Annotated in this window: 25 protein-coding genes and 1 tRNA gene; 8 read left to right on the top strand and 18 right to left on the bottom strand. The window is 49.5% G+C overall.

What is annotated here, in order from left to right:
• Positions 1–155: 155 nt before the first annotated feature.
• The 4 genes from AC286M_RS18485 to phnD form a co-directional block, all read right to left on the bottom strand.
• Positions 156–1,577: a uracil-xanthine permease family protein gene (locus tag AC286M_RS18485; RefSeq protein WP_488205786.1), complete on the bottom strand. Its 1,422-nt coding sequence runs from the start codon at positions 1,575–1,577 to the stop codon at positions 156–158.
• A gap of 423 nt (positions 1,578–2,000) precedes the next feature.
• Positions 2,001–2,687: a response regulator transcription factor gene (locus AC286M_RS18480; RefSeq protein WP_488205785.1), complete on the bottom strand. Its 687-nt coding sequence runs from the start codon at positions 2,685–2,687 to the stop codon at positions 2,001–2,003.
• Between the two features lie 154 nt (positions 2,688–2,841).
• Complete coding sequence (locus AC286M_RS18475) at positions 2,842–4,635, bottom strand: sensor histidine kinase (protein WP_488205784.1); 1,794 nt, start codon at positions 4,633–4,635, stop codon at positions 2,842–2,844.
• Between the two features lie 23 nt (positions 4,636–4,658).
• Positions 4,659–5,549, bottom strand: a complete 891-nt coding sequence (gene phnD, locus AC286M_RS18470) for a phosphate/phosphite/phosphonate ABC transporter substrate-binding protein (RefSeq protein ID WP_488205783.1) — start codon at positions 5,547–5,549, stop codon at positions 4,659–4,661.
• Positions 5,550–6,119: 570 nt separating this feature from the next.
• On the opposite strand from phnD, the gene AC286M_RS18465 reads away from it, so the two are divergent.
• Both AC286M_RS18465 and AC286M_RS18460 read left to right on the top strand, forming a co-directional pair.
• On the top strand, positions 6,120–7,346 hold the full coding sequence (locus tag AC286M_RS18465; RefSeq protein ID WP_488205782.1) for an acetate kinase: 1,227 nt from the start codon (positions 6,120–6,122) through the stop codon (positions 7,344–7,346).
• Between the two features lie 175 nt (positions 7,347–7,521).
• A complete protein-coding gene (locus AC286M_RS18460) occupies positions 7,522–8,760 on the top strand; it encodes a PQQ-dependent sugar dehydrogenase (protein WP_488205781.1) in 1,239 nt (412 codons plus the stop codon).
• Positions 8,761–8,813: 53 nt separating this feature from the next.
• Here the strand turns inward: AC286M_RS18460 and AC286M_RS18455 are convergent, their stop codons facing one another.
• Positions 8,814–9,443 (bottom strand): flavin reductase family protein, encoded by a 630-nt coding sequence (locus tag AC286M_RS18455; protein ID WP_488205780.1) that lies wholly within the window; start codon positions 9,441–9,443, stop codon positions 8,814–8,816.
• Positions 9,444–9,680: 237 nt separating this feature from the next.
• Here AC286M_RS18455 and codB point away from each other — a divergent pair, with 237 nt between their 5' ends.
• The gene (codB, locus tag AC286M_RS18450) at positions 9,681–10,976 is read left to right on the top strand and encodes a cytosine permease (protein WP_488205779.1); all 1,296 of its coding nucleotides are present in this window, start codon (positions 9,681–9,683) and stop codon (positions 10,974–10,976) included.
• A gap of 206 nt (positions 10,977–11,182) precedes the next feature.
• Here the strand turns inward: codB and AC286M_RS18445 are convergent, their stop codons facing one another.
• The 6 genes from AC286M_RS18445 to hemE form a co-directional block, all read right to left on the bottom strand.
• Entirely contained in the window at positions 11,183–11,713 is a 531-nt protein-coding gene (locus tag AC286M_RS18445) for a hypothetical protein (protein WP_488205778.1), read from the bottom strand.
• Positions 11,697–12,854, bottom strand: coding sequence for a transposase (locus tag AC286M_RS18440; RefSeq protein WP_488205777.1), 1,158 nt, complete (start codon positions 12,852–12,854; stop codon positions 11,697–11,699). The genes AC286M_RS18445 and AC286M_RS18440 overlap by 17 nt, the downstream gene beginning before the upstream one ends.
• Before the next feature lie 95 nt (positions 12,855–12,949).
• A complete protein-coding gene (locus tag AC286M_RS18435; protein ID WP_488205776.1) occupies positions 12,950–13,171 on the bottom strand; it encodes a hypothetical protein in 222 nt (73 codons plus the stop codon).
• Positions 13,172–13,499: 328 nt separating this feature from the next.
• Entirely contained in the window at positions 13,500–14,627 is a 1,128-nt protein-coding gene (locus AC286M_RS18430; RefSeq protein ID WP_488205775.1) for an NAD(P)/FAD-dependent oxidoreductase, read from the bottom strand.
• A 64-nt stretch (positions 14,628–14,691) separates the two neighbouring features.
• The gene (locus AC286M_RS18425; RefSeq protein WP_488205774.1) at positions 14,692–15,648 is read right to left on the bottom strand and encodes an NAD-dependent epimerase/dehydratase family protein; all 957 of its coding nucleotides are present in this window, start codon (positions 15,646–15,648) and stop codon (positions 14,692–14,694) included.
• 219 nt (positions 15,649–15,867) lie between these two features.
• On the bottom strand, positions 15,868–16,932 hold the full coding sequence (hemE, locus tag AC286M_RS18420; protein ID WP_488205773.1) for a uroporphyrinogen decarboxylase: 1,065 nt from the start codon (positions 16,930–16,932) through the stop codon (positions 15,868–15,870).
• A gap of 253 nt (positions 16,933–17,185) precedes the next feature.
• Between hemE and AC286M_RS18415 the strand changes: the two genes are divergently transcribed.
• From AC286M_RS18415 to AC286M_RS18400, 4 genes are all read left to right on the top strand, one after another.
• Positions 17,186–17,860: a Uma2 family endonuclease gene (locus tag AC286M_RS18415; RefSeq protein WP_488205772.1), complete on the top strand. Its 675-nt coding sequence runs from the start codon at positions 17,186–17,188 to the stop codon at positions 17,858–17,860.
• A 95-nt stretch (positions 17,861–17,955) separates the two neighbouring features.
• Positions 17,956–18,219, top strand: a complete 264-nt coding sequence (locus AC286M_RS18410) for a type II toxin-antitoxin system RelN family antitoxin (protein ID WP_488205771.1) — start codon at positions 17,956–17,958, stop codon at positions 18,217–18,219.
• Positions 18,212–18,565: a type II toxin-antitoxin system RelE/ParE family toxin gene (locus AC286M_RS18405; protein ID WP_488205770.1), complete on the top strand. Its 354-nt coding sequence runs from the start codon at positions 18,212–18,214 to the stop codon at positions 18,563–18,565. The genes AC286M_RS18410 and AC286M_RS18405 overlap by 8 nt, the downstream gene beginning before the upstream one ends.
• Complete coding sequence (locus AC286M_RS18400) at positions 18,565–19,239, top strand: SMI1/KNR4 family protein (RefSeq protein ID WP_488205769.1); 675 nt, start codon at positions 18,565–18,567, stop codon at positions 19,237–19,239. Before AC286M_RS18405 ends, AC286M_RS18400 begins: the two co-directional genes overlap by 1 nt.
• 179 nt (positions 19,240–19,418) lie before the next feature.
• Here AC286M_RS18400 and AC286M_RS18395 read toward each other — a convergent pair whose 3' ends face one another.
• Both AC286M_RS18395 and AC286M_RS18390 read right to left on the bottom strand, forming a co-directional pair.
• On the bottom strand, positions 19,419–20,039 hold the full coding sequence (locus AC286M_RS18395) for an SMI1/KNR4 family protein (RefSeq protein WP_488205768.1): 621 nt from the start codon (positions 20,037–20,039) through the stop codon (positions 19,419–19,421).
• 30 nt (positions 20,040–20,069) lie between these two features.
• Positions 20,070–20,381, bottom strand: a complete 312-nt coding sequence (locus tag AC286M_RS18390; protein WP_488208850.1) for a DUF3318 domain-containing protein — start codon at positions 20,379–20,381, stop codon at positions 20,070–20,072.
• Positions 20,382–20,561: 180 nt separating this feature from the next.
• Between AC286M_RS18390 and AC286M_RS18385 the strand changes: the two genes are divergently transcribed.
• Positions 20,562–21,836, top strand: a complete 1,275-nt coding sequence (locus AC286M_RS18385; protein WP_488205767.1) for an outer membrane protein assembly factor BamB family protein — start codon at positions 20,562–20,564, stop codon at positions 21,834–21,836.
• Between the two features lie 157 nt (positions 21,837–21,993).
• On the opposite strand, the gene AC286M_RS18380 is transcribed toward AC286M_RS18385, so the two are convergent.
• The 5 genes from AC286M_RS18380 to AC286M_RS18360 form a co-directional block, all read right to left on the bottom strand.
• A complete protein-coding gene (locus tag AC286M_RS18380) occupies positions 21,994–22,152 on the bottom strand; it encodes a hypothetical protein (protein WP_488205766.1) in 159 nt (52 codons plus the stop codon).
• Between the two features lie 104 nt (positions 22,153–22,256).
• A tRNA-Ser gene (locus AC286M_RS18375) sits at positions 22,257–22,341 on the bottom strand.
• Positions 22,342–22,766: 425 nt separating this feature from the next.
• Positions 22,767–23,072 (bottom strand): hypothetical protein, encoded by a 306-nt coding sequence (locus AC286M_RS18370; RefSeq protein ID WP_488205765.1) that lies wholly within the window; start codon positions 23,070–23,072, stop codon positions 22,767–22,769.
• 30 nt (positions 23,073–23,102) lie between these two features.
• A protein-coding gene (locus tag AC286M_RS18365; protein WP_488204631.1) for an IS630 family transposase occupies positions 23,103–23,980 on the bottom strand; the annotation gives its coding sequence in 2 pieces (ribosomal slippage) (positions 23,103–23,648 and positions 23,651–23,980; 876 coding nt in all).
• A gap of 712 nt (positions 23,981–24,692) precedes the next feature.
• A protein-coding gene (locus AC286M_RS18360; RefSeq protein ID WP_488203071.1) for an ISKra4 family transposase occupies positions 24,693–25,777 on the bottom strand; the annotation gives its coding sequence in 2 pieces (ribosomal slippage) (positions 24,693–25,591 and positions 25,591–25,777; 1,086 coding nt in all).
• Positions 25,778–25,850 lie beyond the last annotated feature (73 nt).

Genomic DNA, 25,850 nt, shown 5'->3' with positions numbered 1-25,850 from the left:
GCGGTGCAAGCATTTTGCAGAAAATAAACAGTGGGTTTTCAACCGGACTTTGTATAAAGTCCACAAATACACGCGATGTAGGAGAGTTGGCGTAGCCATGCCCGGAGGGCTATATGGCCATTCGCCCTTACAGGATTGCCAACATATCAATCTACCTATTCTCGGCTGCCCGGAATAACAATGTTCAGCACCAGAGCAGCCATGCCTCCCGTTGCGATTCCAGACGAGAAGACACTTTTAATCAAATAAGGCGTATTTTCTAGAATCTCGGGCACAAACGACACGCCCATGCCTAAACCGAGCGACACGATTAGAATTAGCGTGTTGCGCCGACTCAAATTGACACCGTGTAGAATCTTGATGCCAGCCGTCACCACTGAGCTAAACATCAGCAGCGTTGCACCGCCCAAAACAGGTTGAGGCATAGCTTGGAACAGACCACCAATAATGGGAAACAGTCCCAGTATGAACAACATCCCGGCGATAAAGTAACCGACATAGCGGCTGCCAACGCCTGTTAGCTGAATCACACCGTTGTTTTGGCTAAACGTTGTGTTGGGAAAAGTGTTGAAGCAGGCTGCAATTAACGAGTTGACGCCATCAGCAAGAATGCCGCCTTTCACCCGCCGCAGATAGGTTTTACCTTCAATCGGTTCGCCCACCAGCATGGAAGTAGCGGCCAAATCACCAATTGATTCGATCGTCGTGATCACATACAGAAACGCCAGGGGAATAAAGCCTGCGATGCCAAAATCAAACCCGTAACGAAAGGGAATCGGCACCGTCACATAGGGAAGCTGGCTGAGACCACTGAAATCCAGCATGCCCAGGGGCAGGGCGACGAGATAGCCGACAATCAACCCAATCAGAATCGCGGACATCCGGAGAAAGGAGCTGCGGGTGCAGTTAAGCACGACAATCACGGTCAACACCAACAGGGACACAATCAAATTTTGAGGTGTCGCAAATGTACCATTTGCGATCGCAGCTGAGCCTCCGCCCATTGCGGTAATAGCAACCCGAATCAGACTTAGACCAATCATGACGACGACAATTCCACTCACTAGCGGTGTCATCACCTTTTTTAGAGGTTCAATAAACTGGCTAAGAATAATTTCGACAAACGCACCCAGCATACAAATTGTCAGCAAATAGGCCAGAGTTTGGGTGGGAGAACGTCCTCCCGCCACAGCCGCCGTACCGACAGTCACAATCGTGCCAACAAAGGCAAAACTGGTGCCCTGAATACTCAATAATCCTGAACCGACTGGGCCAATTCGATGCACTTGAATAAAAGTAGCAATGCCGGAAATAAACAGCGACATACTGATTAGAAAGCTGGTATCGGAGGCTTCTAAACCAATGCTGCTACCAACTACAATAGCGGGGGCAATAATGTTTACAAAAGCGGCCAAAACGTGTTGTAAAGCAGCAGCAAGGGTTTCCCGCAGCGGTGGCTTAGCGTACAAGCCATAAATCATGTCAGTGGCCTGTGATTCCGGCGATTCGGGCAGTTCTTCAAGCGCCTGAGCGGTGCCAGCAGCCGTGGCTAATCTCAACGGATCGTGATCAGTCATTGGAGTTTACCTCTAATTCAATTCCCCAAAAATCAGATATGCGCTAAGATTGCATCAATCGCTACAAAATTATTGATGTAAAATCTGATTGCTTTGGGATATTGAGGTCTAAGGTATAAAGATTAGGTAGAGCTTTTTGGGGTAATATTGTGGAGAAATCGGGGAGAATGTCATCCCCTAATCACACTTGCTTATAGTCCCCCCAAATTAATTATTTAAATATCACTATCTACTGATAGCTGTAGTCACCTTTGTTAGAACACGGGCTTTTTTGTGACGCGGCAAAGCCGCACCACAAAAACGTTTTAACCAACATGGCTATCACTATTGTTTCGGATTTACAAAATTCATACAAGAGGTGATCGAATCGTTGCGTTGCGGCGGTCAGATCATCGCTTTTGAGTTTGTATAAACGTTTTAAGACTACTGGTTATGTTCCAAGGGTTTGAGGCGATAGCCTACTCCGTGAATCGTTTCAATAAAATCTTTAGGCGCACCTGCCGCTTTCAGTTTGGCACGCAGGTTTTTAATATAGGTTTTCATCGTGTCTTCTTCGGGAATATCCTGCCATGTCCAGACCTCTTCAATAATGGCGGCTCGGCTCAAAACCCGCTTCCCGTGACGCAACAAGGTTTCCATCAAGGCAAACTCCTTGGGAGTTAGTCGAATCGGTGAACGCCCATACATCACTTCATAGCTACTGGGATCGAGCAATAACTCGCCCCAGCTTAAAACGGGTGGCGTGCCAGTCTGTCCCCGCCGCAGTAATGCCCGAATCTGGGCCAGCAACTCCTGCAAATTGAATGGTTTGACCATGTAAGCATCGGCCCCAGAATCTAGCCCAATTACTTTATCGAGGCTGGTGTCACGAGCTGTCAGCATGAGCACAGGCAGGAGATATCCGCGATCGCGCAATCGTTGGCAGAGCTTAATCCCATCCAGCTTGGGCAGGGTGACATCCAGCAAAATCAGATCGTAGGTGAAGCTGCAAATCCGATCCCAAGCTGATTCTCCGTCTCGCACCACATCAACTGCATATCGCTGGGCGACCAGTGCTTCAGCTAGGGATTCAGAGAGTCGGATATCGTCTTCTACCAGCAAGATTTGCATTGTTCTATCCTGCTTGATCGACCAAAGTTCAGCACACTGTATCCTGACACACTCTGATCATTAGAAATGTAGGCTTGCTGACCAAAGGCAAGCAGGTCCTGTCGCAAGTCTGCGATTGCTGATTTTATAGCGGTTCTGGATATGCAAGTGGCGGCTACACCCTGAAAGGTAGCTTAATTACGAAGCAGGTTCCCTCACCAGGAGCAGATTCGCAGGTCAAGAAACCTTTGTGAGCTTCGGTAATAATTTGATAACTGATTGAAAGGCCCAAGCCTGTACCTTTACCCACAGGTTTAGTCGTAAAGAATGGATCAAATAAGCGGTTTTGCACCCGCTCTGGAATACCAGGGCCATTATCTGCAATTCGAATCTCGACCCAATGCTGATCTAGGACTGCCGTTGTAATGGTAATTGTAGGATTGGATGGTGGCGGTGCTGTTTCTAGTGCGTCAATTGCATTGCCGAGGATATTCATAAACACCTGATTCAGCTGTCCGGCATAGCATTCAATCAGGGGCAGCGTTCCATAGTCACGAGTCACTTGGACAGCCGGAGAATCGGCGGTTGCTTTGAGGCGATTATTCAAAATAATCAGCGTACTTTCAATGCCATCGTGAATATCAACCTCTTTGATCGCGGCTTCATCTAGACGAGAAAAGGTGCGGAGCGACTTAACGATTTCACAAATGCGGGTTGTCCCGTCCTCCATGGAGCGAATAATTTTGGGAAAATCGGTTTGCAGAAACGGCAGATCGATATCCTCAATCACCGCTTGAATCTCTGGATCGGGATCAGGATAGCGGCTTTGATACAGATCAATTAGCCGCATAATCTCTTCGGTATAGAAAAGAGCATGCTTCAGGTTGCCGTGAATGAAATTAACCGGATTATTGATTTCATGGGCGATGCCCGCCACCATTTGACCCAAACCCGACATTTTTTCACTCTGGATCAGGTGGAGCTGAGTTTGCTTCAACTCATTGAGCGTTTCCTGTAAATCATCGGCCCGCTGTTCCAGCGTTTGATGAGCGGTTTCTAACTCGCGAGTGTATTGCCCTGCCCAACTGACGAGTTGATTAAGGGCTTGAGCCAGCAGAGAAACTTCGTCTCGTGTTTGGATGGGTGCCTGGAGCTGAAAGTCATTGTCTTCCGTAACTTTACGGGCCACTGTGGTGAGCTGTTCAATTGGACGTGCGATCGCACGACTGGTAAGGAATGTAAGCATGATCGCTAAACCAATGGAAACCGCCATGCTGAGTGCAATAAACAGCAGGCTAAACTGCTCTACTTCCTGTAGCTGAACGGCAGCTTGAGCATAGTCTTGATCAACGATTTGCTGAAGCCGAGTGAGATCTTCAGACAGTTGCTCAAATCGAGTCGATAGCTCACTGGCGTTTGCACTACCCAATGCTGTAGCTAGAGTTTCTGTCGCTGCTTGCTTGTTGTCCACACCGTCCAAACTGGCCCATAAATCATGCGAGAATTCTTCATAGGACAGCAGAGTAGCGCGATAGTTATGGGTTAGCTCAACCATCTGAGTATTTCGGTGAGACGATGCGATCGCAGATTGGTCAATGTCATTCAACAATTCATTGAGCTGGCGCAGATCCGCATTGAACTGATTAATTTCATACTGCATCCAAATCCGGCTGTCCCCTGCGATCGCAAGTAGGCGCAGAGGAGAGGTTTGGATACTTAAGAGACGATTGTTAAACTCACTCAGCAACTGCGTTTGTTGCTCCATCTGCCGGGTTTGAATGAGCGCTGGTTGGGCATACAAATAGCTGCCCAGTAGGCCACAACTCGTACCCATGACAGCGGTACCCAGAGCTAATGCATAGCCATAGCTAATTTTCTTGGAAATGCTCCGATCAATGCCAAATTTTGAACTCAGCCGAGTGAGAATCTGAAACAGGGGTTTAAGCAGCGGTGCCGGACGATACAACATCAATCAAAATGCCTCTACACCGACTACTCAATGGCGGACGATTGACCAATGGCATAGTAGCTATCTCGCAAACTTTGATAGGTATTATCTTCAACCGAAATCATCTGGGATTCTGTGTACTTTTGATTCGCTTCAGACGCGCTGAGCGCCTTCATCAGCACATCTTGATTCGCCAAAATTTGCGATCGCAAACTTTCAATGAAGCCTGTTCCTAAACTTGGATTCACCACAAACACATCCGGCGGCAGATCATCGCTCTTGGCAAGCACCTTGATTTCACTACCTTCCAGTCCCGGTTCCTTCACATACTCGACATAGCGATCGTGGGAATCGGCCCATGCATCTACCTGGCCGGTGCGCAGCGCTTCACAGCCATCGCGATTGAGCATCAGCACTTCGTAGTCACCCTGGGGCGAAAGGCCAGCATCCAGCAGCAGCTTCATCGGTACGATATGGCCAGCGGTCGAACCCTCCGTCCGCATCGCAATCTTCTTACCCTTCAGATCCGCCAGCGAGTTAATGCCGCCGTCCACGCGAGTCATAATCATGGAGTAGTAGTTGGAACGAGTGACTCCGACGATGGGAACCGCATTGGAGCGCGCCCGCAGCAGCAAATACTCCGACGGGCCAGCCATCGCAAAATCAAGTTCATTTGCCAGTAGAGCCGGAGCCGCCGCTAGATAATTATCCACCGGATAAAATTCGACGGGCATTTTCAGCGCCTCCGCCAATGCCTGCCGAAATGCGCCGAAATCCTGCTCTAATTTGTCCGCTCCACTCAAATCGGTCACTGCAAACCGCAGCTTCTCCAAACGGTTGGTCTCAACAGCAGACTCAGGAGTGGCCGTTCTGGCAAAAGTACAACCACCTAAAAACAACAAGCTATAGCCCAGAAAAGTACGTCGTTTTAACATCGCTGCCTCTAAAGTCCTAGATCGTTATAGATGAACTTAAATCGCGCAGTAAATCTCGCGGGGCGCTCAAATTCCTATCCCCGCCGCAAGCGGACGGGGCATTACGGAATTTGCCCTTCGGGACGCACTCCCGCGCTACCACTAACGTGGCAAGCCACGGGGAATTAGACCCACAGAGATTAAAATTCAGAGAGAGAATTTTAACCATGACAAAGCGATATTTTTTCTCTCAATATATATATTTCCCAAGATGCGTAACCTGGAAACAGGAATCTGAAAACAATAAATTGGGTTGAATTGTCTTTATGCTTCCCACGCCGCCGATAAACGTACCACCGTTGGGGGCAATTCATGTCTTCTTAAAAACGAAGCGCCGAAAGTTTACCGATGTCCAATTCCGACTTTGGTCTGAGTTTTACAGAATACAAGCAGCGATTCTCTGAGCAAACAAAGCGCTATAACAGAGCTAATTGCGATCGCACTAAGTTGATACAGAGCTGTCAGAAGCGGGGATCACATTCCTCATTTCTCATAGATCGCTGGGAATTGCTGTAGACAAGGGAGAGCATTATGAAAATCCTAGTGCTGAATGCTGGATCGAGCAGCCAGAAAAGCGGCTTGTACGATATTGGCGATACCCTGCCGGATACTCCGCCTGCCCCACTTTGGGAAGCCCAACTGGACTGGACGCATCAGGAAGGCAAGGTTGATCTGGAGGTCACAACCCATCACGGTGCCACCTGCCAGCAACAGCTCCAGTCAGATTCTCGCTTTGCCGATACGCAACGCATGTTAGAAAGCCTCTGGGCGGGCGATACTCAAGTGATCGAAAGCCCACAGCAGATTGATGCCGTCGGTCATCGCGTCGTCCACGGTGGCGAACAGTACGCCAGCAGCACGCTGATTACACCGGATGTCAAAGCCACAATCTCGGATCTATCGGCCTTTGCGCCGCTGCATAATCCAGTTAATCTGGACGGCATCGAAATTGCAGAACAGATTTTAGGGACAAACATTCCTCAAGTAGCGGTGTTTGACACCGCCTTTCATCGTCAAATGCCAGAAGCCGCTTCGGTTTATCCAGGCCCCTATGAGTGGGTCAAGCAGGGGATTCGTCGCTACGGTTTTCACGGCACTAGCCATCAATACTGCGCACAGCGAGCGGCTCAGCTACTCGATAAACCACTCGCTGAGCTGAAGCTAATTGTCTGTCACCTGGGCAACGGCTGCTCTCTGTCCGCCATTCGCGATGGTCGCAGCATTGACACGACGATGGGCTTTACGCCGCTGGATGGTCTGATGATGGGTACCCGTTCCGGCTCCGTTGATCCGGGTATTTTGATCCATCTGATGCGCCAGAAAAACGATACTGCCAATGATCTAGATCGCTTGCTAAACAAGCAGTCGGGCCTAAAGGGTTTGTCCGGTGTATCCGGTGATATGCGGCAAATTCAAACTGCGATCGCAGATGGAAACCAGCAGGCCAAACTTGCCTACGATGTGTTTATTCATCGGCTCCGCTCCTGCATTGGCTCGATGCTGATGAGCCTCAATGGACTAGACGGACTGGTATTTACCGCAGGCATCGGTGAACACTCTGCCCCAGTGCGTCAGTCCGTCTGTGACGGTATGGAGTTTCTCGGCATCCAGCTTGATCCTCAGAAAAACGAAAACCATCCCAAAGATGCCGACATTGCCACATCCAGTTCCAAAGTCCGCGTTTTTGTCATTCACACTCAAGAAGACTGGGCCATCGCCCGCGACACCTGGCAAGTCCTCCACCCCAACCACCCCTGACTACTATTTACTACTCACTCCATCTACCCTCCTACCCTCCTACTCCCCACCCATCTATCCACCCCCGACAGAAGGCAAACTCAGCCAAATTATGCTAAACCCGTAGCGTTGGCCTGTCCTAAACCAAACTCTGACTATGCTTTTTCAGTTTGTATGCCGTTTCCGACTTGCCCTCTTGATCAGCTGTTTTCTCGGTCTAGTCGCTTGTAGTGGCACATCCGATGAATCCCAAAGTATGACCGACAGTACGGCGGAATCCTCCACTTCATCCTCGGTTGAATCAGACGTATCAGAACCGGAGCAGCCCACATCCGTAGCGCAAGCACCAGCCTCAGATGTCAACCTGACCAGTAGCTGCACGCTTATCGAGTCAGGTTATGGCCCTCAGGGCAGCGTCAATATTCAAGTTGAAGAAGTCGTCAACGGGTTAGAAGTGCCTTGGGGCATCGCCTTTTTGCCTAACGGCGACATGTTGGTCACTGAGCGAGCTGGACAGGTACGACTGGTACAGAATGGGCAGCTTCAAGCCTCTCCCGTCGTCACAATTCCGGCAACGGAACAGGGCGAGGGTGGTTTACTTGGCATTGCTCTCCATCCCAATTTTGCAGAAAATCGCTTTTTCTATCTCTACTACACCACCGACGAAGGTGGCGCATTGACCAACCGTGTCGAGCGCTGGCAGCTGGCTGAAAACAACCAATCAGCCACCGCCGATCAAATCATCGTGTCCGATATTCCCGTTGCCACCTATCACAACGGGGGCCGTTTGCGGTTTGGCCCCGATGGCATGCTCTACATCGGTACAGGCGATGCTCGCAATCCTGACCTTGCCCAGAATCCCGACAGCTTAGCGGGCAAGATCTTACGAGTGACGCCGGATGGACAGGTACCTGCCGATAATCCATTTCCCAATAATCCGGTCTATATTCTTGGTATTCGTAACACGCAAGGGTTTGACTGGTCTAACGAGTCGATCATGTGGGTGAGTGATCACGGGCCCAGTGGAGACTTGGGGCGACGGGCACATGACGAAATTAACGTTGCCAAAGCCGGAGATAACCTGGGCTGGCCAACAATCTACCGCTGCGATACTCAGGCCAACTTGCGGCGTCCCGTTCTGACCTGGGCCAATGCAACACCACCCGGAGGGGCAGCAATTTACACAGGCAATGCCATCCCAGAATGGCAGGGTGATTTCATCGTCGGTACATTGCGATCGCAACATCTCCACCGCGTATCCCTCAGTCCCACGGGTGAGCTAGAGCAGCATGAGGTGTACCTACAAGACGAGTATGGCCGACTGCGCGAGGTGATCATGGGGCCAGATGGCGACCTCTATGTGACAACCAGCAACTGCGATGGTCGAGGCGGCTGTCCGGCTGGTGGCGATAAAATCCTCCGCATCACTCGCTAATCTTAGTTCTCTCCCTCAACTCTTACTCCCCCTCTAACCTCTACAATCTTCCATCACTCCTTCTCCCGCTGCGGCAACCCATTCGGAATCGTAAACTGCTCATGAGTCAAGCAATAGTCATAACCAGCCATCCGACCGACGGCCATTAGCTTCTGTGTATCCACTCGATAGCGGTCGTCCACCAAGTCATCTCGAATAAACAGGTGAATAACTTGCCCAATCACGACATTGAACTCACCAACAGGCACAATCTGTAGAGTGCGGCACTCAAACGCTACGGGTGACTCGGCCACTCGTGGAGGGCGAACCAGTCTACTCGGCGCTGACGTCAGATCAACATAGTCGAATTCAGATACACCGTAGGGTAACGGTTCTGAAGCTTCTGCTACCTGCTGAATGTAAGGTTCTACTGCCAGATTGATCACATATTCACCAATGCCGCCTTCTGTAACTGGACGGACATTGCGCAAGGTATCTTTTTCTGATTGATCAGGCTTTTTGCTAATACTAAACATCAATGCCAACGGCTTATGTCCTACTGCATTGAAGTAGGAAAAAGGAGCCAAATTTGTCACTCCGTCAGGCGACTGACTGGAGACAAATGCAATGGGGCGAGGTACGACACTACCAATGAGCAGTTTATATCGAGCAGAGGGTTCGAGGTCTTCTGGATTTAATTCCATAATTGAGCAGACTGTAAAGCAATAAACTATAGGATAACGGAGACTAATAGCTGGTTTTCAGCCTTATTTGAAATCACCGTTGGCCCAGTCTATTCGGAGAGGTCAAAATTTCAGTCAAGCGCAAAAAAATTACGCGCATCCAATAGGAAATCAGTATCGGGAAATACATTTTTAGTTTTCTCAACATCTGACAATGACGCCAACTGGATCGCTACATCCCGGAGGAGCGCCGTTGCTATGACTTCTGTTCAGAATCCACCGCCTCAAATTTCAACTCAAGCGTCTGAGGACTATCCCCTCACGGCTGTCCCAATGATGGCTCGCAAACCAATTTGGTCGCTTGCGCCACTGCTGATGGGTTTCACCCTAGTTTCCACCACCTTAATTGGTGGGGGAATTGTGGGTGCAGGTCTCACCTTTCCGCAAATTATTGGAGCCGTTTTAATTGGTAATCTCGTCCTCGGCACCTACTGTGCAGTCTTAAGTTACATTGCAGCCAAAAGCGGTCTCAGCACTGTATTGATGGCTCGTTTTAGCTTTGGCAATGTTGGATCTCGCTGGGTCGATTTCATTCTAGGTTTTACCCAAATTGGTTGGTACGCTGTGACCAACGCGTTTATCGCCAGTGCTCTATTAGAGCTGTTGGGATTACCCGAGGCCCTAGAGTGGGTTGGAATCGTTTTCTTTACCTACGCTTTTTGTGTAACGGCTTACATTGGCTACAAGGCAATGGACTGGCTAAGCCGTTTAGCTGTACCTGCCATGTTAATTCTGATTGGATTAAGCCTAGTGCTAGGATTTCGCGATGCGGGTGATCTGTTTGCACTGCAACCTTCTGAACCAATCAGTTTTGTTGCAGGTGTCGCTGTTGTAATTGGCACCTTTATTTCAGGTGGTACCCAAGCCACTAACTGGAGCCGTTTTGCGGATACGACCAAAAATGCAGTCGGCAGCACGCTAATTGCCTTTTTGGGGATTAACGGTTTGTTGGTATTCACAGGTGCTTTTTGCACCTTGGTCTATGGTTCTGAAGATCTGATTCGAGCAATGGAGCAACAGGGCATTTTGCTCGGCGGTTTGATTCTGCTGATTCTGAACGTTTGGACGACACAGGACAATACAATTTATGCCTTTTCGATCGCAGGCAGTAACTTTTTCCGGACGAACAAACGTCATGCGATGGTGCTGGGTGGAGCAACTTTTGCGTTAGCGCTGGCTCTAGGTGGCATCTATAACAACATGATTCCCTATCTAATTTTGTTGGGGACGGTGATTCCTCCGGTGGGTGGCGTGATTATGGCTGATTTTTGGCTACGTCACCGAGGTGAGTTTCCATCGTTGGATATGCCGTTACCTGCATTCAATTGGGCTGGAGTCATTTCCTATGTTGTGGCTGCTGTTGCGGCCTATGTTTCCTCTCAGGCTGAATTTGGAATTGCCCCACTCAACGGCATCATTATTGCCGCAGTGCTCTATGCCGTTCTGGGACGCGTGATTCCACAACGAATTCACCGTTCGTCTTCACTGATGTAAGGGTATCCCAAACCTGAAAGAGGTGATTTTTAGGATCAGATGTGAGTAGCCTCACTGTTTAGCATTTGTGTAGACTCATATCTCACACGTTGTAAACCAAGAACCCCGAAGAGTATTTTGCTGCTGCGATGTGGCGGCAAAATACTTTTCGGGGTTTGATGCAAGATGCGAGTAAAACTACTATGACGGTTGAGTTGTGTTCAGCTTTACTGCTGAGTTTCACCATTAGCAGGTAGCGCTTCATCTCCTACTGGAGCCGTTCCGGCTGGAGCGGTACCAGCATCTGCGCCTGAATTCTCAGTGGGTGCGGGTGCGGGGTTTTCTGCTCCGCCAGTTGCGTCTGGAACCTGCACGTCAACATCTGGAACGCTGATTTCAGGAAGCTGCACATCGGGCGGATTATCGGGCAGCTCAATATTAATGTCTGGAGTTTCCGCTTCAGGCTGCTCTGGCACTTCAATCGGAGTCTGCAGAGCCGGTTGCTCTTCCGTCTCGCTGCGACCAGCGTAATAGAAAATACCAAATCCTAAAGCGGCAATACCAATAATGAGAACGCCGAGCAGGAAGTTCCGTCCGGTGTCAGCTTGATGACGGCTAACGATGCGATCGCGCTCAACAGCATGGCGATCACGCAGAGCTGCGTTTTCTCGTGCTAGATGCTTGTTGTGTAAGGATTCTCGCTTAGTGGTGCAGAAAACTTTTGATGAACTGTTTTGAGTCTCAAGATGAGAATACAACCACTTTAGAGAACTCGAAGCGGCAGTCGAGAGCGGCCTGCTTGCCCCGCGAGGCACAAGCGGTGGGTGGACTGTGCCGAGGAAGTGCATTGAGAATGGGAATAGCAACCCGTTGATAGCAGCGTCGAGCCAGGTCTCGAAGACCCAGTTGCAGAAAACTCAGTCCCCGTTGACTATGCCAGTCCAGTTTCGAGCGCTGCCCAGCTTTTACCAGCATCCAGCCCACCATCAGAGCAATCAAACTGGCGATGTCGAGCAGCATGACGAGACGGGTGAGCGCTTGGGCCTCTCGCAAACCCGAGTCAAGGACATCAAATCCGCCGGATTTGTAATCCTTAAAGTGTGGCTCAATGCCGCCAAAGCGCTGTCCATAGCGAGCAAAGGTCTGTAGAGACGGGGGTTGACTCGAGAGAACGGCCCATGGGTCGGCAGCTATCGATTGCTGTGCAGTGGCCAGATGACAGTGAACAGTCTCCAAGACTGTCACCTGATGAAAGAGATGAGCCTGTTGCGGTGGAGGCAGTAACTGTTGGACACAACAGGAGTGCCCTGTCGCTAACGTGACCGTCAAATCGCTCTTGGCTCGGATGAACCAATCCCACTGCCAGTCCTCCAAGCATCGCAGCAACTCTCCATGTTCAAAGCCCCGGTCGGCTAATAAGGTGACCGAACACCCCGGCGGCAGAACGGCTTTGGCGGCCACTAATACCGGATAGTAGGTCTCAAAGCTGACGGTCGCACTGCCATGTTCTACAACCGTTTGGGCCAGTGTCAACGAGCGTCCACCCCAGACCAGACAGACCTCAATCAGACAGAATCGATTCCACAGCAGACTCGTATCCAACGTGAGCGTGAGCGCACTGTCTTGAAAGGCTTGCAGCGCATGACGCAGCAGTGGAGCATAGAATCGTTCTGCACTGATGTGCTCGTTGTGCAGCAAGTAACTGAGCCGTTCCATATGGGCTCGGGCTTGGCAGCCTCGATGACTCAGGTAGGCCAGCCATTTCCCGAGACAGGCACTGCTAGACAAAAGAATCGCGGCGACCGTTTCGGCCACGCCTTGCAAATGACGTTGGTCTTTGGGCTTGACCCATTGACGCAGTTGGGACATCAGTTGACGATAGAGAAGAGGTGCTTCCATAAGAGTCGCTATGAGTTGGGGAACTTTTTAGCGTCTCATGGAACACCTCTTCCCGTCTCCTTGTCTTATGATGAGAATCCCGACACAGCACACTTTCAAGAGTTTTCTGCACCACTAAGGGATTCTCGTTTGTAGGCATCACGATAGCTGGGGTCAGTGTGGCTGAGATTGTCGTGGTAGTTGGGCGAATCGGTTACGTTACCCCGCTCGCCATATGCTTCGCCTTCATATCGACGATTGGGGTTGCGATCGCGATAGGGATCAGTTGGACGACGATCAGGACGATCAGTTGGATGTGATTTGTTATCTGATTTCATTATGAGAGCTACCTCCTAAACAGAATAATTACAACTGGGTTTTATAAGCGCTTTTCAACAAGTCCAGTGATGGATTTGCAGCTTTTTAATGCACACTAAATCAATTAAAAAGTTTGGCTTTAATCGGTAGGTAGCCCTCTAGACTGAATTCGCTATAATCCGCTTGGCATAGATTAATTCGTATCTACATAAAACTTGACAAACCAATTTTGCCGCCATACGGCAGCAAAATTGGCCTTTTGGGTTCTCAACTTACAAGGTATAAAATCAGAGTAAAAAACTTGATAAGCTCAACCAAAATCGACTAAATCCAAATTTGACTTCCGTCTTACTTCTGCTTCAGTCGTTGATGAATCTGGGCATAAACATCCTGAGCTGTGGCAGGTGCTAGCAGGACACCATTGCGATAGTGAGCTGTGGCAACGAGTACATTATCTGAACCCGGTAGCCACTCAATTACCGGGGCCGGATGGCCTTGAGGGCGAGGGCGCAGTCCTGACCAAGTGTTGAGAACGGTGGCATTGGCGAGGGCGGGACACATTGCGATCGCACCTTGCTTCACCTCTTCAAGCCGCTCAGCTACGGGTAAAAGTTCTAATTCCTGCTCCATCACTTCCGGAGAGGGAAATTCGACGGTTGCGCCTACCCAGTATTGATTCTGACCAATTGGAGCAATATGAATGTCGTTGCCGTTGACGACGGGCTGAAAGGCTGAAGTTCCCAACATTTCGGGCATCTGTAGCGTCATGGCTTGACCTAAAACAGGAATAACGGGAATTGCAGCATCCATCGCCTGTGTGAGTAATGTCGTACCCAGTCCGCTAGCGAGGATCACCCAGTCGGTTGCGATCGCACTTGATTTCCCATCACTTTCAGTAACCTGTACTGCTTTAACCGTTGCTTCTGCTCGTTCGAATCCCGTTACCTCGGCATCAAAGCGGAACTGAACGCCGCGCTGCTGACTGGCTTTGATCAGCGCATGCGTTAGCTCAGTGGGATTTACCTGGCCATCTTGGGGTGAGTAGATCCCGGCTACGACCTGATCGAGATTGAGCTGCGGTGTGCAATCTCGAAGTCGCTCCAGCGGCCAGCGCTCAATTCGCCAGCCCTGCTGATGACGGATATCCAGCAGACGATCCCATTTTTCCAGTTCGTCCGCATCAAAACAGAGGTTCAAAATGCCGTGGCGATTGAATTGAATCGTCTCTCCGGTCTCTTCTTCCAGTTCAGGAATCAGCGTGGCGTAGCGCTGGATGCTAGCCTGCCGCAGTCGCCAGTTGCGCCCTTTCACCTTCTGACTGATGATGCCCATGAGGATGCCGAGCGCCGCTCCCGTTGAGGCTTGGGCGGGTGGCTGTCGGTCTAGAACGGTAATTTCTAAGCTAGGATTCTGGCTCAGTTCATATGCGATCGCAGCCCCAACCACACCGCAGCCAACAATAGTCACTCGATTCATACAAAACCCAAAAACGTGAGAGAGGTGGACAGTATCTGTCCATCTCTCTCACTGTATTGCAGATTTAACTGGGCGGAATGCCGCTCACCTTCAGCAAATCCGTCACCGATGAGCAGTAGGGAATACCATTAAACGTAGCGGGACTGACCGGATCGCGGTGGGTAAAGTGGCGATACTCCAGGCAGAACCGATCCCAGGAGGCCATTTGAATCTTGAAGACGCGAATAATCACGTCGGCTAGCCACATGGACAGCGGAACTCGCAGATAAATTCGCTTGTTGAGATAGGCGCAGATCTCCTCCACTGCCTGATTAACCGTAATTGGTGCTGTCCCCAGTACCAGTTCGCGCGATTCATCTGGGGCAGGGGGATGATCCACCAGATGCCGAACCACCGACGCAATATCGCGGGCATGAACAATGTGAAAACTGCCGTCAGCCTTGAGGAAACGAGCTAATCCAATCCACTTGACGACATCGGGCAGTCCCGCTGACAGATGCGACATTGGCTTTTGCTCATCGCCACCAAAGACCAGCGTGGGGAAGAGAGTGGTGACTTTAGGTGCGATCGCAAGGCGAGCCATTTGCTGGTGGCAAAGCGCTTTAGTGCGAATGTAGTCAGTTCCTAACTCTTTCGCTTCTTTGAGCGGCTGATTGTTTTGGTCAAGAATACTCTCGGTGGAAAAGTAAATCACCTGCTGGCACTGGTTGGGATCGAGCAAATTGAGCAGCGTCAGCGTCTTACTGACGTTAATGTCATAGGTGTCCTGTGCGCCGCCCCAAGCCGCAGCGGTCAAAATGGCGGTGTCTATGGTTTTGAGCAGATCGCCCAGGATCTCAATCTCGCGCATATCGGCTTCAATCACCGTTACGCCGGGACGCGCATCCACATCAATTTTCAGCTTGTTGCGATCGCGCACCATCAGAAACAGCTCGTGATCCGTATCTTGAATCAAAGCTTCTGAAATATAGTGGCCGATGCACCCACTGGCTCCGGTGAGAAAAATTCGCTGTTTCGCCATTATGAATTGCACAATCACGCAAAAAGAATTGAGAAGTTTCCAGTCTCACACAGAAAGACTCAACTTCTCAATTTCCAGGTTCCCACATTTATCAGTCAGTTGGCAGAAATCCACCTGACATTCAAACAAAGAGCAGTGCGATCGCAACGATATGGAAAGAGGGCTGGCGTCGCCAGCCCTCTTTCCATATCGTTATCGATTCGCTAACTCATTTGAGAATTAAACCGTTGCGGCCAGTAGCTCATCAACCTGCTTGCCTGTCTCAAAGAAGTACTGCGCGTTTTCTTCGGGAGTACCGGGCAGAATGCCGTGGCCCAAATTGAGAATGTGCTTGCGGCCTCGGGCTTTGCGAACGGTATCCAAGATGCGATCGCGGATGATCTCTTTGGAACCAAACAGCAGACCGGGGTCAACATTGCCCTGAACACCCAGCGAGGGATCGAGCCGCTGACAGGCATCGGCCATATCAACTGTCCAGTCAACGCTGATGATGTCCACACCAGACTGGCCCATGCGCTCCAGGATGCCAGCACTGCCGCTGATGTAGAGAATCAGCGGAGTATCCGGGTGAGTTTGCTTCACCTGACGGACAATCTGCTGTTGGTAGGGCAGGGCAAAGGTCTCGAAGTCTTGGGGACTCAGTTGTCCGGCCCAAGAATCGAAGAGCTGAACCACCTGAGCGCCATTGTCAATCTGATAGCGCACGTAGGTAGCAATCGAGTCAGCAATCTTGCTCAAGAGCTGATGCAGCATGGCAGGCTCAGAGAAGGCCATGCCTTTAATCACGCTGTAGTTCTTGGAGCTTTTGCCTTCGATCGCATAAGCGGCCAATGTCCAAGGAGAACCGACGAAGCCTAGAACGGTTGCTTCGTTGCCGACTTCCTGGCGCAGGGTACGCAGCGCTTCGCCCACAAACGGAACCGACTCTTCTGGATCGAGCGGACGCACCTGGTCAATTTGCTCTTGAGTCCGAATGGCAGGCTCGATCATTGGCCCTTTGCTTTCAATAATGTCAAAGGGAATGCCCATGCCTGGCAGCGGCGTCAGAATGTCGGAGAACAGAATCACTCCGTCGGGACGAAATGCCCGCCACGGTTGCAACGAAATTTCAACGGCTAAATCGGTATTTTCAGACCGCTCCCGGAAGGAGGGGTACTTTTCGCGCAAGTCGCGATAAACCTTCATGTAGCGTCCCGCCTGACGCATCATCCACACTGGCGGTCGGTCTACTTTTTCACCACGGGCAGCCCGTAACAAGTAAGGAGTGTCAGTTGATCCAGTCATGCAAACGCCACCAATCTTCTTAAATAAATCGCATTTTTTAAGCGCATTGGCTAGCTTATCACTGTGCGATCGCGGTTTTGATTCGGGGGCAAAAGATTAAAAACAAGGCGTTATGAATTGTTACAAAGCTTAAGTTTATTGAAGAAGTATCGCGTTGTATGTCGGAATATTGGGCGCAAAACTCTTGTGTATTGCGATCTCATTCAATAATTAAGATCAGAATTCGCTAGCTCTCTTGCTTCCGAGGTTCGTCATGGTTAATGTCGCCCCACTCGTATCTCAGCCCGTTGCTCAACCTGTCGGTGAAAAGCGCCTGTTATTTCACTCGCTGACCTGGCAACGCTACCAAACCCTCCGAGAAACTCTTTGCCTCGATCGTGGTGCTTCTCCGCTGGAGAATCGTAACATTCGTTTCACATACCTGAAAGGGAAGTTAGAAGTTACCAAGCCTTTGGAAATTCACGAATTCTCGGTTCGACTGATTGAGATCTTCATTCGGATCTTGGTGGTGGAACTTGGCCTGAAAGTTAAAACGATGGGTTCCACCACGTTAGACAGGGAGGCGTTGGAGCGCTCGGCTGAACCGGACAATGCTTACTATATCCAGAATCAATCGCTGGTGGCGGGTCGAGATGTTGACTTGGATCAAGACCCGCCGCCGGATTTAATTGTTGAAGTCGATATTACCCACACGGACATCGATAAGTTGGCGCTCTATGCGGCCATGCTCGTTCCAGAATTTTGGCGGTACAACGGCGAGGTTTGGCGCATTTATGTGTTGCGAAATGGCGCATATCAAGAAGTTGAGGTTAGCCCAACGTTTCCCCAAGTGCCAAAGGTGAAGCTTTACGAGTTTTTGGCTACGGCGCGTCAAGATGAGGTGGAAGCAGAGTTGGCTTTGCGGCAATGGGCGAGATCACCGGCATAGCCTCCATAATTTGTCCAAATGATCCACAAACTATGCCATAGCGCATTGATTAAAAGAGAACGGTTACATTGGTAAGGATAAGGAGAAATAAGCCTATGGAAGCCGTTAAAGTCACAGGATTTATTAACGAAGACGGGCAGTTGCAGCTCGATCAGCCTCTAAATTTGGCCCAAAACAGCCGTGTTGAAGTGATTGTTTTGGTTCAAGATTCTGCTTCTACGGAAAATACTTCTTCTACCTCAGATTTAGATACACCGGATGAAGAAATTCTGTCAGACCTCCGGCAAGCATGGCATGAGGCGATAACCGGACAAACCATCCCTATTTCGGAACTGTGGGATGGGCTTGAGGATGAGTGAAACCTGGCCGATTCAAGTTGAAGCTGCACCAACCTTCAAGCGCAATATCAAAAAGCTGAGCAAAAAGTATCGGTCGATTCAAGCAGATGTACAACCTATTATTGAGCAATTGCAGCAAGGGGAATTTGTAGGCGATCTCATTCAGGATATTGGCTACGATGTTTTCAAACTCCGTATTAAAAATAGTGATGTTCAAAAAGGAAAAAGCGGCGGATACCGATTGATCTATTATCTCAAAGCAGCAGGCAAAGTTATTTTGCTAACTATCTACAGCAAATCTGAGCAATCTGACATTTCAGCAGAAGCAATTAAGCAAATAATTTCGGAGAGTCAATATGATGTTTAATGGTATCTTCGCTTGTCAATAACGCCTCTACAGGATCTGCGATCGCACCAATGGATAACTGGAAAGACTTTCTCAAAAATACAAGCCAAGAATTGCTTACGTTTTATTGTAAAGACAGAGATGAAGGCGCTGGTTTATGGGAATTTGTTGAGATACCTCAAGAAGTTATAAAGTCGCAGTGGTTCGGTAATTCAGGAGCCTCTGAAGTAGAACTTCGGTCTGCTGAAAATCGCTTAGAAATCAGCTTTCCTCCTTCTTATCGGAATTTCTTAAAAGTAGCAAATGGTTGGGATAGCAGATTAAGCCGTATGGCACGACTTTACTCAGTTGATGAATTATGCTGGTTTCATGAGCACAATCAAGATTGGATTAATGGATTTATACAAGATGAGAAAGAGGCTCCGTATCTAACCGAGCTAGATGATGAAAAGTACTTTTCGTATGGAGCGCATCAGCATGCAATCCGTGCTCAGCATCTTCAAACGTGCCTACAAATTAGCGACGATCAAGATAGTGAAGTCATTTTGCTAAATCCAAATGTTATTCACGATGATGAATGGGAAGCTTGGGCTATATTCGAGGGCGAGATCAGACGATGGATTTCTTTTGAGTCAATGTTCAAGGAGATAGGTGTTTTGAGCGCAAAGACTAAAAGTTTTCTAAATCAGATTTGATACTGTTTTCTTACTGCGCTGGTGCTACCTTTCAATTTCAACGGCGATTTTAAACAGAGCGATCGCACTTTTCGCATAGGACGCATTTGTTTATCAGCAACCTATTTCATAGGATCTGCGATCGCATTACAAGAAACCAAAGCGCGATCGCACTTCTCTCCAACCATGCAAAGGCAAAATTATAACCATGAATCTGATAAACCTTTCTCCTTAAGCATGTTAGAAAAACTTGTGTATCTGTGCGCGCCAGGAGTACTATTACTGAAAATCCAAGCTTCCCATTCACCATCGACAAGAACTTGAGGATTTAATAGGACAACGTCTCCATCATATACTTTGCTAATTTGAAGCATTGTTTGTAAATATTCTTCTCGAATCTGGGTTGGTTCTTGATCTTCTCCATATATGAAATACTCTGAATCAGGTACTCGATCGAGAATTGATCTAGCGTCTATCCATATATCAATCCAATCTTGATGCTGTTCTCTAAACCAACAAATTTCTTGAATTGAATAAAACTGAATCAATTCAGGATTTATAGTACCCCATCCATTTGTTACCTTTAGAAAATTTTTATATGAAGGAGGTAAACTTGTTCCTAAACGTTCTTCTGTGGCTCTGATTGCTTCTTCAGAAGCACCTTCTGAACCTAACCAGCCAGAATCAATGATTTCTTGTTCTAATTCCACGTATTCCCATAAACATAAATCAGGGTCATCACTATTTTTCTCTTCTAAATAAGCAGAAATGGCATTCTGGCTCTCTTGTCTCAAAAATGCTTCCCACTCTGTCATATTCATTGATTAGTCCTCTTTTTCAGCGCGATCGCACTACAAATCTCGTGCTATTTCCGGTACTTCAACCGTTGATAAACCTGCCAAACGCTTCAAATTTTGGCAGCGCAGAAGCTCGGCAAAGCTGAGCGGACGCCGTTCTAGACTGGCAACGGCTTCAATTCCTGTGAGTAGCGCTTGAGCTGCCGTTGGTTCCGTGTAGCCGCGCCGGAGAGCCACTCGAATTCTCGCTTCGTCGGCTTCAATTTCGGCTTTGGGACTGCGGGTGCTGCGCCAAATTTGAGTAGATGCGATCGCACTACATAAAGTTGATGCGCAGTAGCGATCCTTGACTGCTGAAAAATTAATAAGATATTCAAATAGTGCGTTTGCCGATTAGACCAGCTATTTTTAGTGAAAGGTCAACGGTTATAGTATGGCCTTTAGGGTGTCACAGCAAACCGCGATCGCAATCTATCGCAGTTTGCCGATTACCAAAACCACGCTTCTTTCTCATCGCCTCATTTCAGCACCCTGGGGGTACGGTCTGTGTTGCAACGGTTATCACGGTCTTGGTTCGCCTATCTTTTCGCTGGGATTAGTTTAGTCGTCGGCTATCATGCGATCGCACATGCGCTCAATGCTGGCTTAGTTCAGCAACCGAACTGGTCTGTCCCGATGCAAGCGAGTGCCTTAGTCACAACTCCTGATCATCTGCTGATTCCGCGCCAAGATAGGAACGGTGATCCGCTCAGTTTACAGGCTCTCGATCCGGCTACGGGAGAACTTCAGTGGCAAAGCGATCAGGCTGTGGGGCAGATTTTTGCCGTTGCAGGCGACACGATTTATGCCAATGATTATGGCCTAATGCCGCTCGTAGATGCGCCCAAACATGTCGTCACGCTTGACACCAAGACCGGACAAACTAATGCCATCTGGCCAATTGACAACCCCGATTTTGAAGGCATTATCGGGGCTTATCAAGAAGCATTCATCCTGAACAAGCGGATTCAGCAGGGCACTGAAACCGATCGCTACGAAATTTCAGCCCAAACCGCAGACACCGTCCGCTGGACGTTCACCACTCCGCCCGATAGCTTAGTCACGACCTTCTCCAGCCGTGATTCGATTTCTCCCTTTGTCCAAGACGGCATCGTAATTTTGCCCATCTTAGTGAATCCGCAAACCGATCAGCGGGGCTACCAGATTGTGGGCTTGGATGCCGCCACCGGAGCTGTTCTGTGGACATGGCAAACCTCCAGCGAAATCGAGCATATTGCCGTGCTGGGTGACGCGGTATATCCGTCGGTGTATGGAGCAGATGCAGCAAACCCCGGTTGGGTCAAAGCGCTGGATTTGAAAACTGGAGCTGAGCGCTGGACATACCCGATGCTGGGCGGCCACGCCAGAGCCGTCAGCGATCAAGAGGTGCTGATTTGGAGCCTCTGGTTTGATGCTGATCAGCCCAATCGGTTGCTGCTGCTTGATCGGCAAACGGGCACCTTAAAACGACAGCTCGTGCTGCCTCGGGAATATGATACAGAAGCCACTACCGTGCTCTTCGCCAATGACGTGATCTATGCCGACGATATGAGTTTTGGCCACACTATACCCGTACCGGGCTTTTATGGAACCGCCGAAAACAATAGCTGGATTGGCGCTTTTGATGCCACTGACGGCCATCTACTCTGGCGCACGCCCACCCTCAGCCAGAGCCACATTTATCAGTTTGTACTGACCAATGATCACCTATTGGTAAAAAGCAATGGTCTACAACCTGACGTAGAAAGTGTCGTGCAGCAGTACAGCCTTCACCAGCGATAGGAAAAACCTGTATTGTTGCATGATGTCTACCCTACTTTTAAGTATTAAGCCTGCTGTCGTAAGCTCCAGATGTTGATGGTGAGAAATGCGATCGCACTTCCGATACTGGTAGCCATCACCCAGGAGCGCAGATGAGGCAACCACTGTTTTTCAATACCTAATTTTGCACCGCGCCACCGATTGCCCCGCTCAACAGCCGAAACGCCGCTAATACGAATGCAATGGCAATACTGCCGCTCATTGCGCTACCAAGTCCCGTAATCCGTAGGAACCAGCCAGCCATACCATCGAACCAAATTTGTAGAAGTCCCGCCACAATACAGGCCAAGAGCCACTGCCAGGCCAGCTTTTTTCAATCCCACGATACGGTTGCGGTCATGAGGGTACATCCTTTACGTGTGATGCACCACGACATTAAAACGGAGAGGGTGGGATTCGAACCCACGGTACCTTTCGGTACACTCGATTTCAAGTCGAGCGCATTCGACCACTCTGCCACCTCTCCAAAGGGTTGCGGCTACTTAGTATAGTCCATAAAGGGGAACTCTGCACAGCCTATGATGAATGACTATTAAAAAAAGCGATAGTCGAGGTCGCTGAGCCGCTGGTGATGCGACCAGGTCAGGGCCGATTGCAGCGGCTGGCCGCGCAGGAGCTGAGAACTGTCGGTATAGTTGGACGCAACCCAGGCATTGAGCGCCAGAGCATAGGGACGAATGCTGTTCAGCTGTTCGCGAATCCAAACCTAGTCAAATACCCGTTGATAAATTAGGTTCTTGACCCGCAGGTATCCCGCCCGCTTTTCGAGGAGTCCTACAGCAGCAGTTCAGTCTGAACGAGCGAGTCGCAACTGGCAACCGGATCGCCAATGTCGATTTCAAACTGGAGTACTTCCTGATAGAGGCCCAGCAGTTGACTGATGCGCTGGGGCTAAAACCAAATGAGATCACGGATTGTTTTCAGATGTTCCGGCTCGTCATGGACTTCCCAATCGGTCAGGATGCCCGTCTCCACCAGCTGATCCACCCAGGCAGCTGGCTGATCTGGCCACACGGGGGAGGATGAGCTGGTTGCGATCGCAGTGCTCTGGCTGCGCCACCACTGACCGATGTTGATAGAAAGCTGAAATCCCTTGGTCAAGTAACCTGCGATCGCAGCATACCACTGCTCAACCGTGACCTGTTGACTGCCAATGCCCGTTAGCTCAGAAGCCCAAGTTTTATTTTGAATAGACACAATCTATCTTTATAGCCGTAGCCATTCTCATTAGGACGCCGCTTGCTTGAGAACCGCTTCCATTGCCTGGCGTAAACTGGTTGAGGAGGGGAGACGCTTTCGAATGCGGCTTTTTAACCAAGCCCAACACTTCTCAATGCGATTGAGGTCAGGAGAATAAGGGGGAAGATAAACCAGGTGAGAGTTGGCGGCCTCAATCAGTTCGGCGATCCGTCCGCCTTTGTGAAAGGTGGCATTATCCACAATCACCCAGTCCCCTGGCTGCAAGGTCGGAATTAAGCAAGTTTCAAGCCAGGTCTCAAAGACCACTCGATTACAAGTTCCTTCAATGGTAAACGGAGCAATCAGCTCAGAGCCTCGATAGCCCGCGATCATATTGACTCGCCCGTGGCGTTGGCCAGATTTGAGGTCGTAAACTCGTTCACCGATAGGGGCATATCCATAGCCGTAGTCGTCGCGCTCATCCATGCCCGATTCATCGACATAGACTAAATGAGTCGCCTTTGGATCGCCGAGTTGAGCTTGAAACTCAGCCCGTTTCCCCTCGTCTCGTTGGCCGTAGCCATAGGTCTTTTTTTTCGCGTAAAGCCAATCTTTTGCAATGCCCGAGACATCGTTCGTTGGCTGATGGGGTCGGGCCACAAGGCGGCCATCTCCGCTTGCGTTTTGTCTTGATGCTGCTTGACAAAGCTGCGAAAGGCATCCCAGTCTTTGATTTTGGCTCTTGGATTGGCAGTTGTCCTGACGTTGGCTTTGAGATGCCCTAGTTCAGCCTTTTGCCGATACCAGCGGTTTATTGTATTGCGGCTGATGCCAAATCCTTCACTCACCTCACTTTTCTTGAGGCCGTTTAACTCAATCGCGTCGATCACTTTTTGCCGAAAATCTTCGCTGTAGGGTTGAGCCATCCAATTCCAAGCGCAAAATACTACCTCTTAACCCTAGCTTATGTCCTAACCTAAGTGGCTACAGCTATAGTTAGTCATCAAGGACGGCATAATGTGATATCCCGTTGTCCAATAGTTAATTTCTAAATAACTTTGGAATAAATCATGGCAAGTCAATTCATAGATACTTCTTATAACTTTCTTATTCTTGTTTTTATAGCCTAAAAGCGTGGATCGAAAAATATGAATTAAAGATCAAGTTAATATGCGTAGATCTAACGAATCTTAATTCATTGAAAATTTATAAACTATTCCTGGATTGTCAAGAATCGCTTAAGCTTTCGAAAGCTGCGTGATTTTGGATCTAGCGACGTGAACTCAAGATCATGGGTTGTTCTGATCAATTGCTGCTTAGTTTATAGCAGTCAAGGTCTTATCAGTTCATCATTCACTCAATTTCTTGTATTTCAAACAAAATTTAGAAAATCCTGCTCAAGCTTTGCATGATAGTTTGAGCAAAAGCGTTTAACAAGATTGTTATGTTCTGTTCAACTTCCTGGATAAATATCCCTATTAATCAACATTAAGCAATTTCTCCTAACTAGATATATCTGCTCCTAATAGGTCTTCACTGGATATGAAATGAAGCCGTACATGAACCAAAACGGAGTTCAGCAACGATTCAAGTAATTAACAAAAATACATATACATATTCACTGTGGTTGGGAGCACGTCATCCGCTGGCGAGAGAATAAAGGTTGAGCTGGTTGTTCAGGTAAGCGCAGCGGAGCGCCAGAATTTGAGGAACATTCTGAGGGTTCCACTGCGCACCTGCGACCTGCACTCTGGCATCAATCTGCTTGATGAGTGATTCGACCGGGCCTGAGCCAATCGGCATCCCCTCTTGCTGGTAGTACCTGTAGTTGACAATCCGAGCGCGATGTCGCTCCAGATACCTCCCAAATCGTTGAGACTGCTGAGAGTTGAGCCCCGCAAACAGGGCACTGGCCTCATCGACCTGACCGTGCCACAGAAGGTGTCTGGCCTGGTTGAGCCGTTGAAGGGAACCGCCCACTTTATACAGGTTCTCCATCAGGTGATACCAGTCCAAGACCTCCTGGCGAGTGAGCCTCTCCATCTGTTGGTAGAGCGACCAAATGCCGCTGTGTCCGTCTCCTAAGCAGAACACAACACTGGCCCAGCAAAGGCTCCTGAGCCAGGCCAACAGCGCATCATTGTCGTCAAACCAGGCCATACCCACACCGTCACCGTCCAGCCGCACCGCCTTGTACTGCTTCCACTCGCTGGGCTCTCCGCTCGGAGTCACTAGGCGAACCATCCCGCCATCGAGAGCCATCTCCTTGACTGTCTCCTCTGGAGCCGATGACTCAATCGGATTGCGCCCTACGATGCGCTCGACACTCTTGGCGCTCACGGTGACCCCGGTGAGCAGTTCAACATCCCGACTCGCCTGCACGAAGGACACCGTTGCTCCCATCTGCAGACAACACAGCTCGACCAGGGGGCTGAACTGGACTCTGGGCTTGACTCCAAGCCGCTTGGCCTGCTGTCGGCCAACCTGCAATATGCCAAGGATGCTGGTTAGCTTTCGGGTTTCTCCTTCATCTTTGCCGACGCTTGTGTCGATAAAAAAAGACCTAAGTTGGGTGACACATGACGGTGCACTTGCTCACGGACCGTTTGCTCGATTTCGCCTAAGCTCGTCATCCTCATCCCCTGTTCCTTGGCGTCGTCATAGAGGATCTGTGCTAAAGCGTTGACGTGATGCTGCATTTGGTCGCGCTGGTCTGGAGTCATGTCAGGATCCGATAAGGGCACTCACTCCATTATATTTTCATCTCCTCAGCGGATGACGTGCTCCCCTGTGGTT

It is taken from the genome of Thainema salinarum CENA647 (genome assembly GCF_057732415.1).
Note: the sequence above shows the minus strand (reverse complement) of the source record. Positions and strands in the feature narration are given on the sequence as shown.

Bases quoted from the DNA above. Each gene is read 5' to 3' on its own strand.
- AC286M_RS18485 (WP_488205786.1), bottom strand. From the start codon at position 1,577: ATGACTGATCACGATCCGTTGAGATTAGCCACGGCTGCTGGCACCGCT.
- AC286M_RS18480 (WP_488205785.1), bottom strand. From the start codon at position 2,687: ATGCAAATCTTGCTGGTAGAAGACGATATCCGACTCTCTGAATCCCTA.
- AC286M_RS18475 (WP_488205784.1), bottom strand. From the start codon at position 4,635: ATGTTGTATCGTCCGGCACCGCTGCTTAAACCCCTGTTTCAGATTCTC.
- phnD (WP_488205783.1), bottom strand. From the start codon at position 5,549: ATGTTAAAACGACGTACTTTTCTGGGCTATAGCTTGTTGTTTTTAGGT.
- AC286M_RS18465 (WP_488205782.1), top strand. From the start codon at position 6,120: ATGAAAATCCTAGTGCTGAATGCTGGATCGAGCAGCCAGAAAAGCGGC.
- AC286M_RS18455 (WP_488205780.1), bottom strand. From the start codon at position 9,443: ATGGAATTAAATCCAGAAGACCTCGAACCCTCTGCTCGATATAAACTG.
- codB (WP_488205779.1), top strand. From the start codon at position 9,681: ATGACTTCTGTTCAGAATCCACCGCCTCAAATTTCAACTCAAGCGTCT.
- AC286M_RS18440 (WP_488205777.1), bottom strand. From the start codon at position 12,854: ATGGAAGCACCTCTTCTCTATCGTCAACTGATGTCCCAACTGCGTCAA.
- AC286M_RS18435 (WP_488205776.1), bottom strand. From the start codon at position 13,171: ATGAAATCAGATAACAAATCACATCCAACTGATCGTCCTGATCGTCGT.
- AC286M_RS18430 (WP_488205775.1), bottom strand. From the start codon at position 14,627: ATGAATCGAGTGACTATTGTTGGCTGCGGTGTGGTTGGGGCTGCGATC.
- AC286M_RS18425 (WP_488205774.1), bottom strand. From the start codon at position 15,648: ATGGCGAAACAGCGAATTTTTCTCACCGGAGCCAGTGGGTGCATCGGC.
- hemE (WP_488205773.1), bottom strand. From the start codon at position 16,932: ATGACTGGATCAACTGACACTCCTTACTTGTTACGGGCTGCCCGTGGT.
- AC286M_RS18415 (WP_488205772.1), top strand. From the start codon at position 17,186: ATGGTTAATGTCGCCCCACTCGTATCTCAGCCCGTTGCTCAACCTGTC.
- AC286M_RS18410 (WP_488205771.1), top strand. From the start codon at position 17,956: ATGGAAGCCGTTAAAGTCACAGGATTTATTAACGAAGACGGGCAGTTG.
- AC286M_RS18405 (WP_488205770.1), top strand. From the start codon at position 18,212: ATGAGTGAAACCTGGCCGATTCAAGTTGAAGCTGCACCAACCTTCAAG.
- AC286M_RS18400 (WP_488205769.1), top strand. From the start codon at position 18,565: ATGGTATCTTCGCTTGTCAATAACGCCTCTACAGGATCTGCGATCGCA.
- AC286M_RS18395 (WP_488205768.1), bottom strand. From the start codon at position 20,039: ATGAATATGACAGAGTGGGAAGCATTTTTGAGACAAGAGAGCCAGAAT.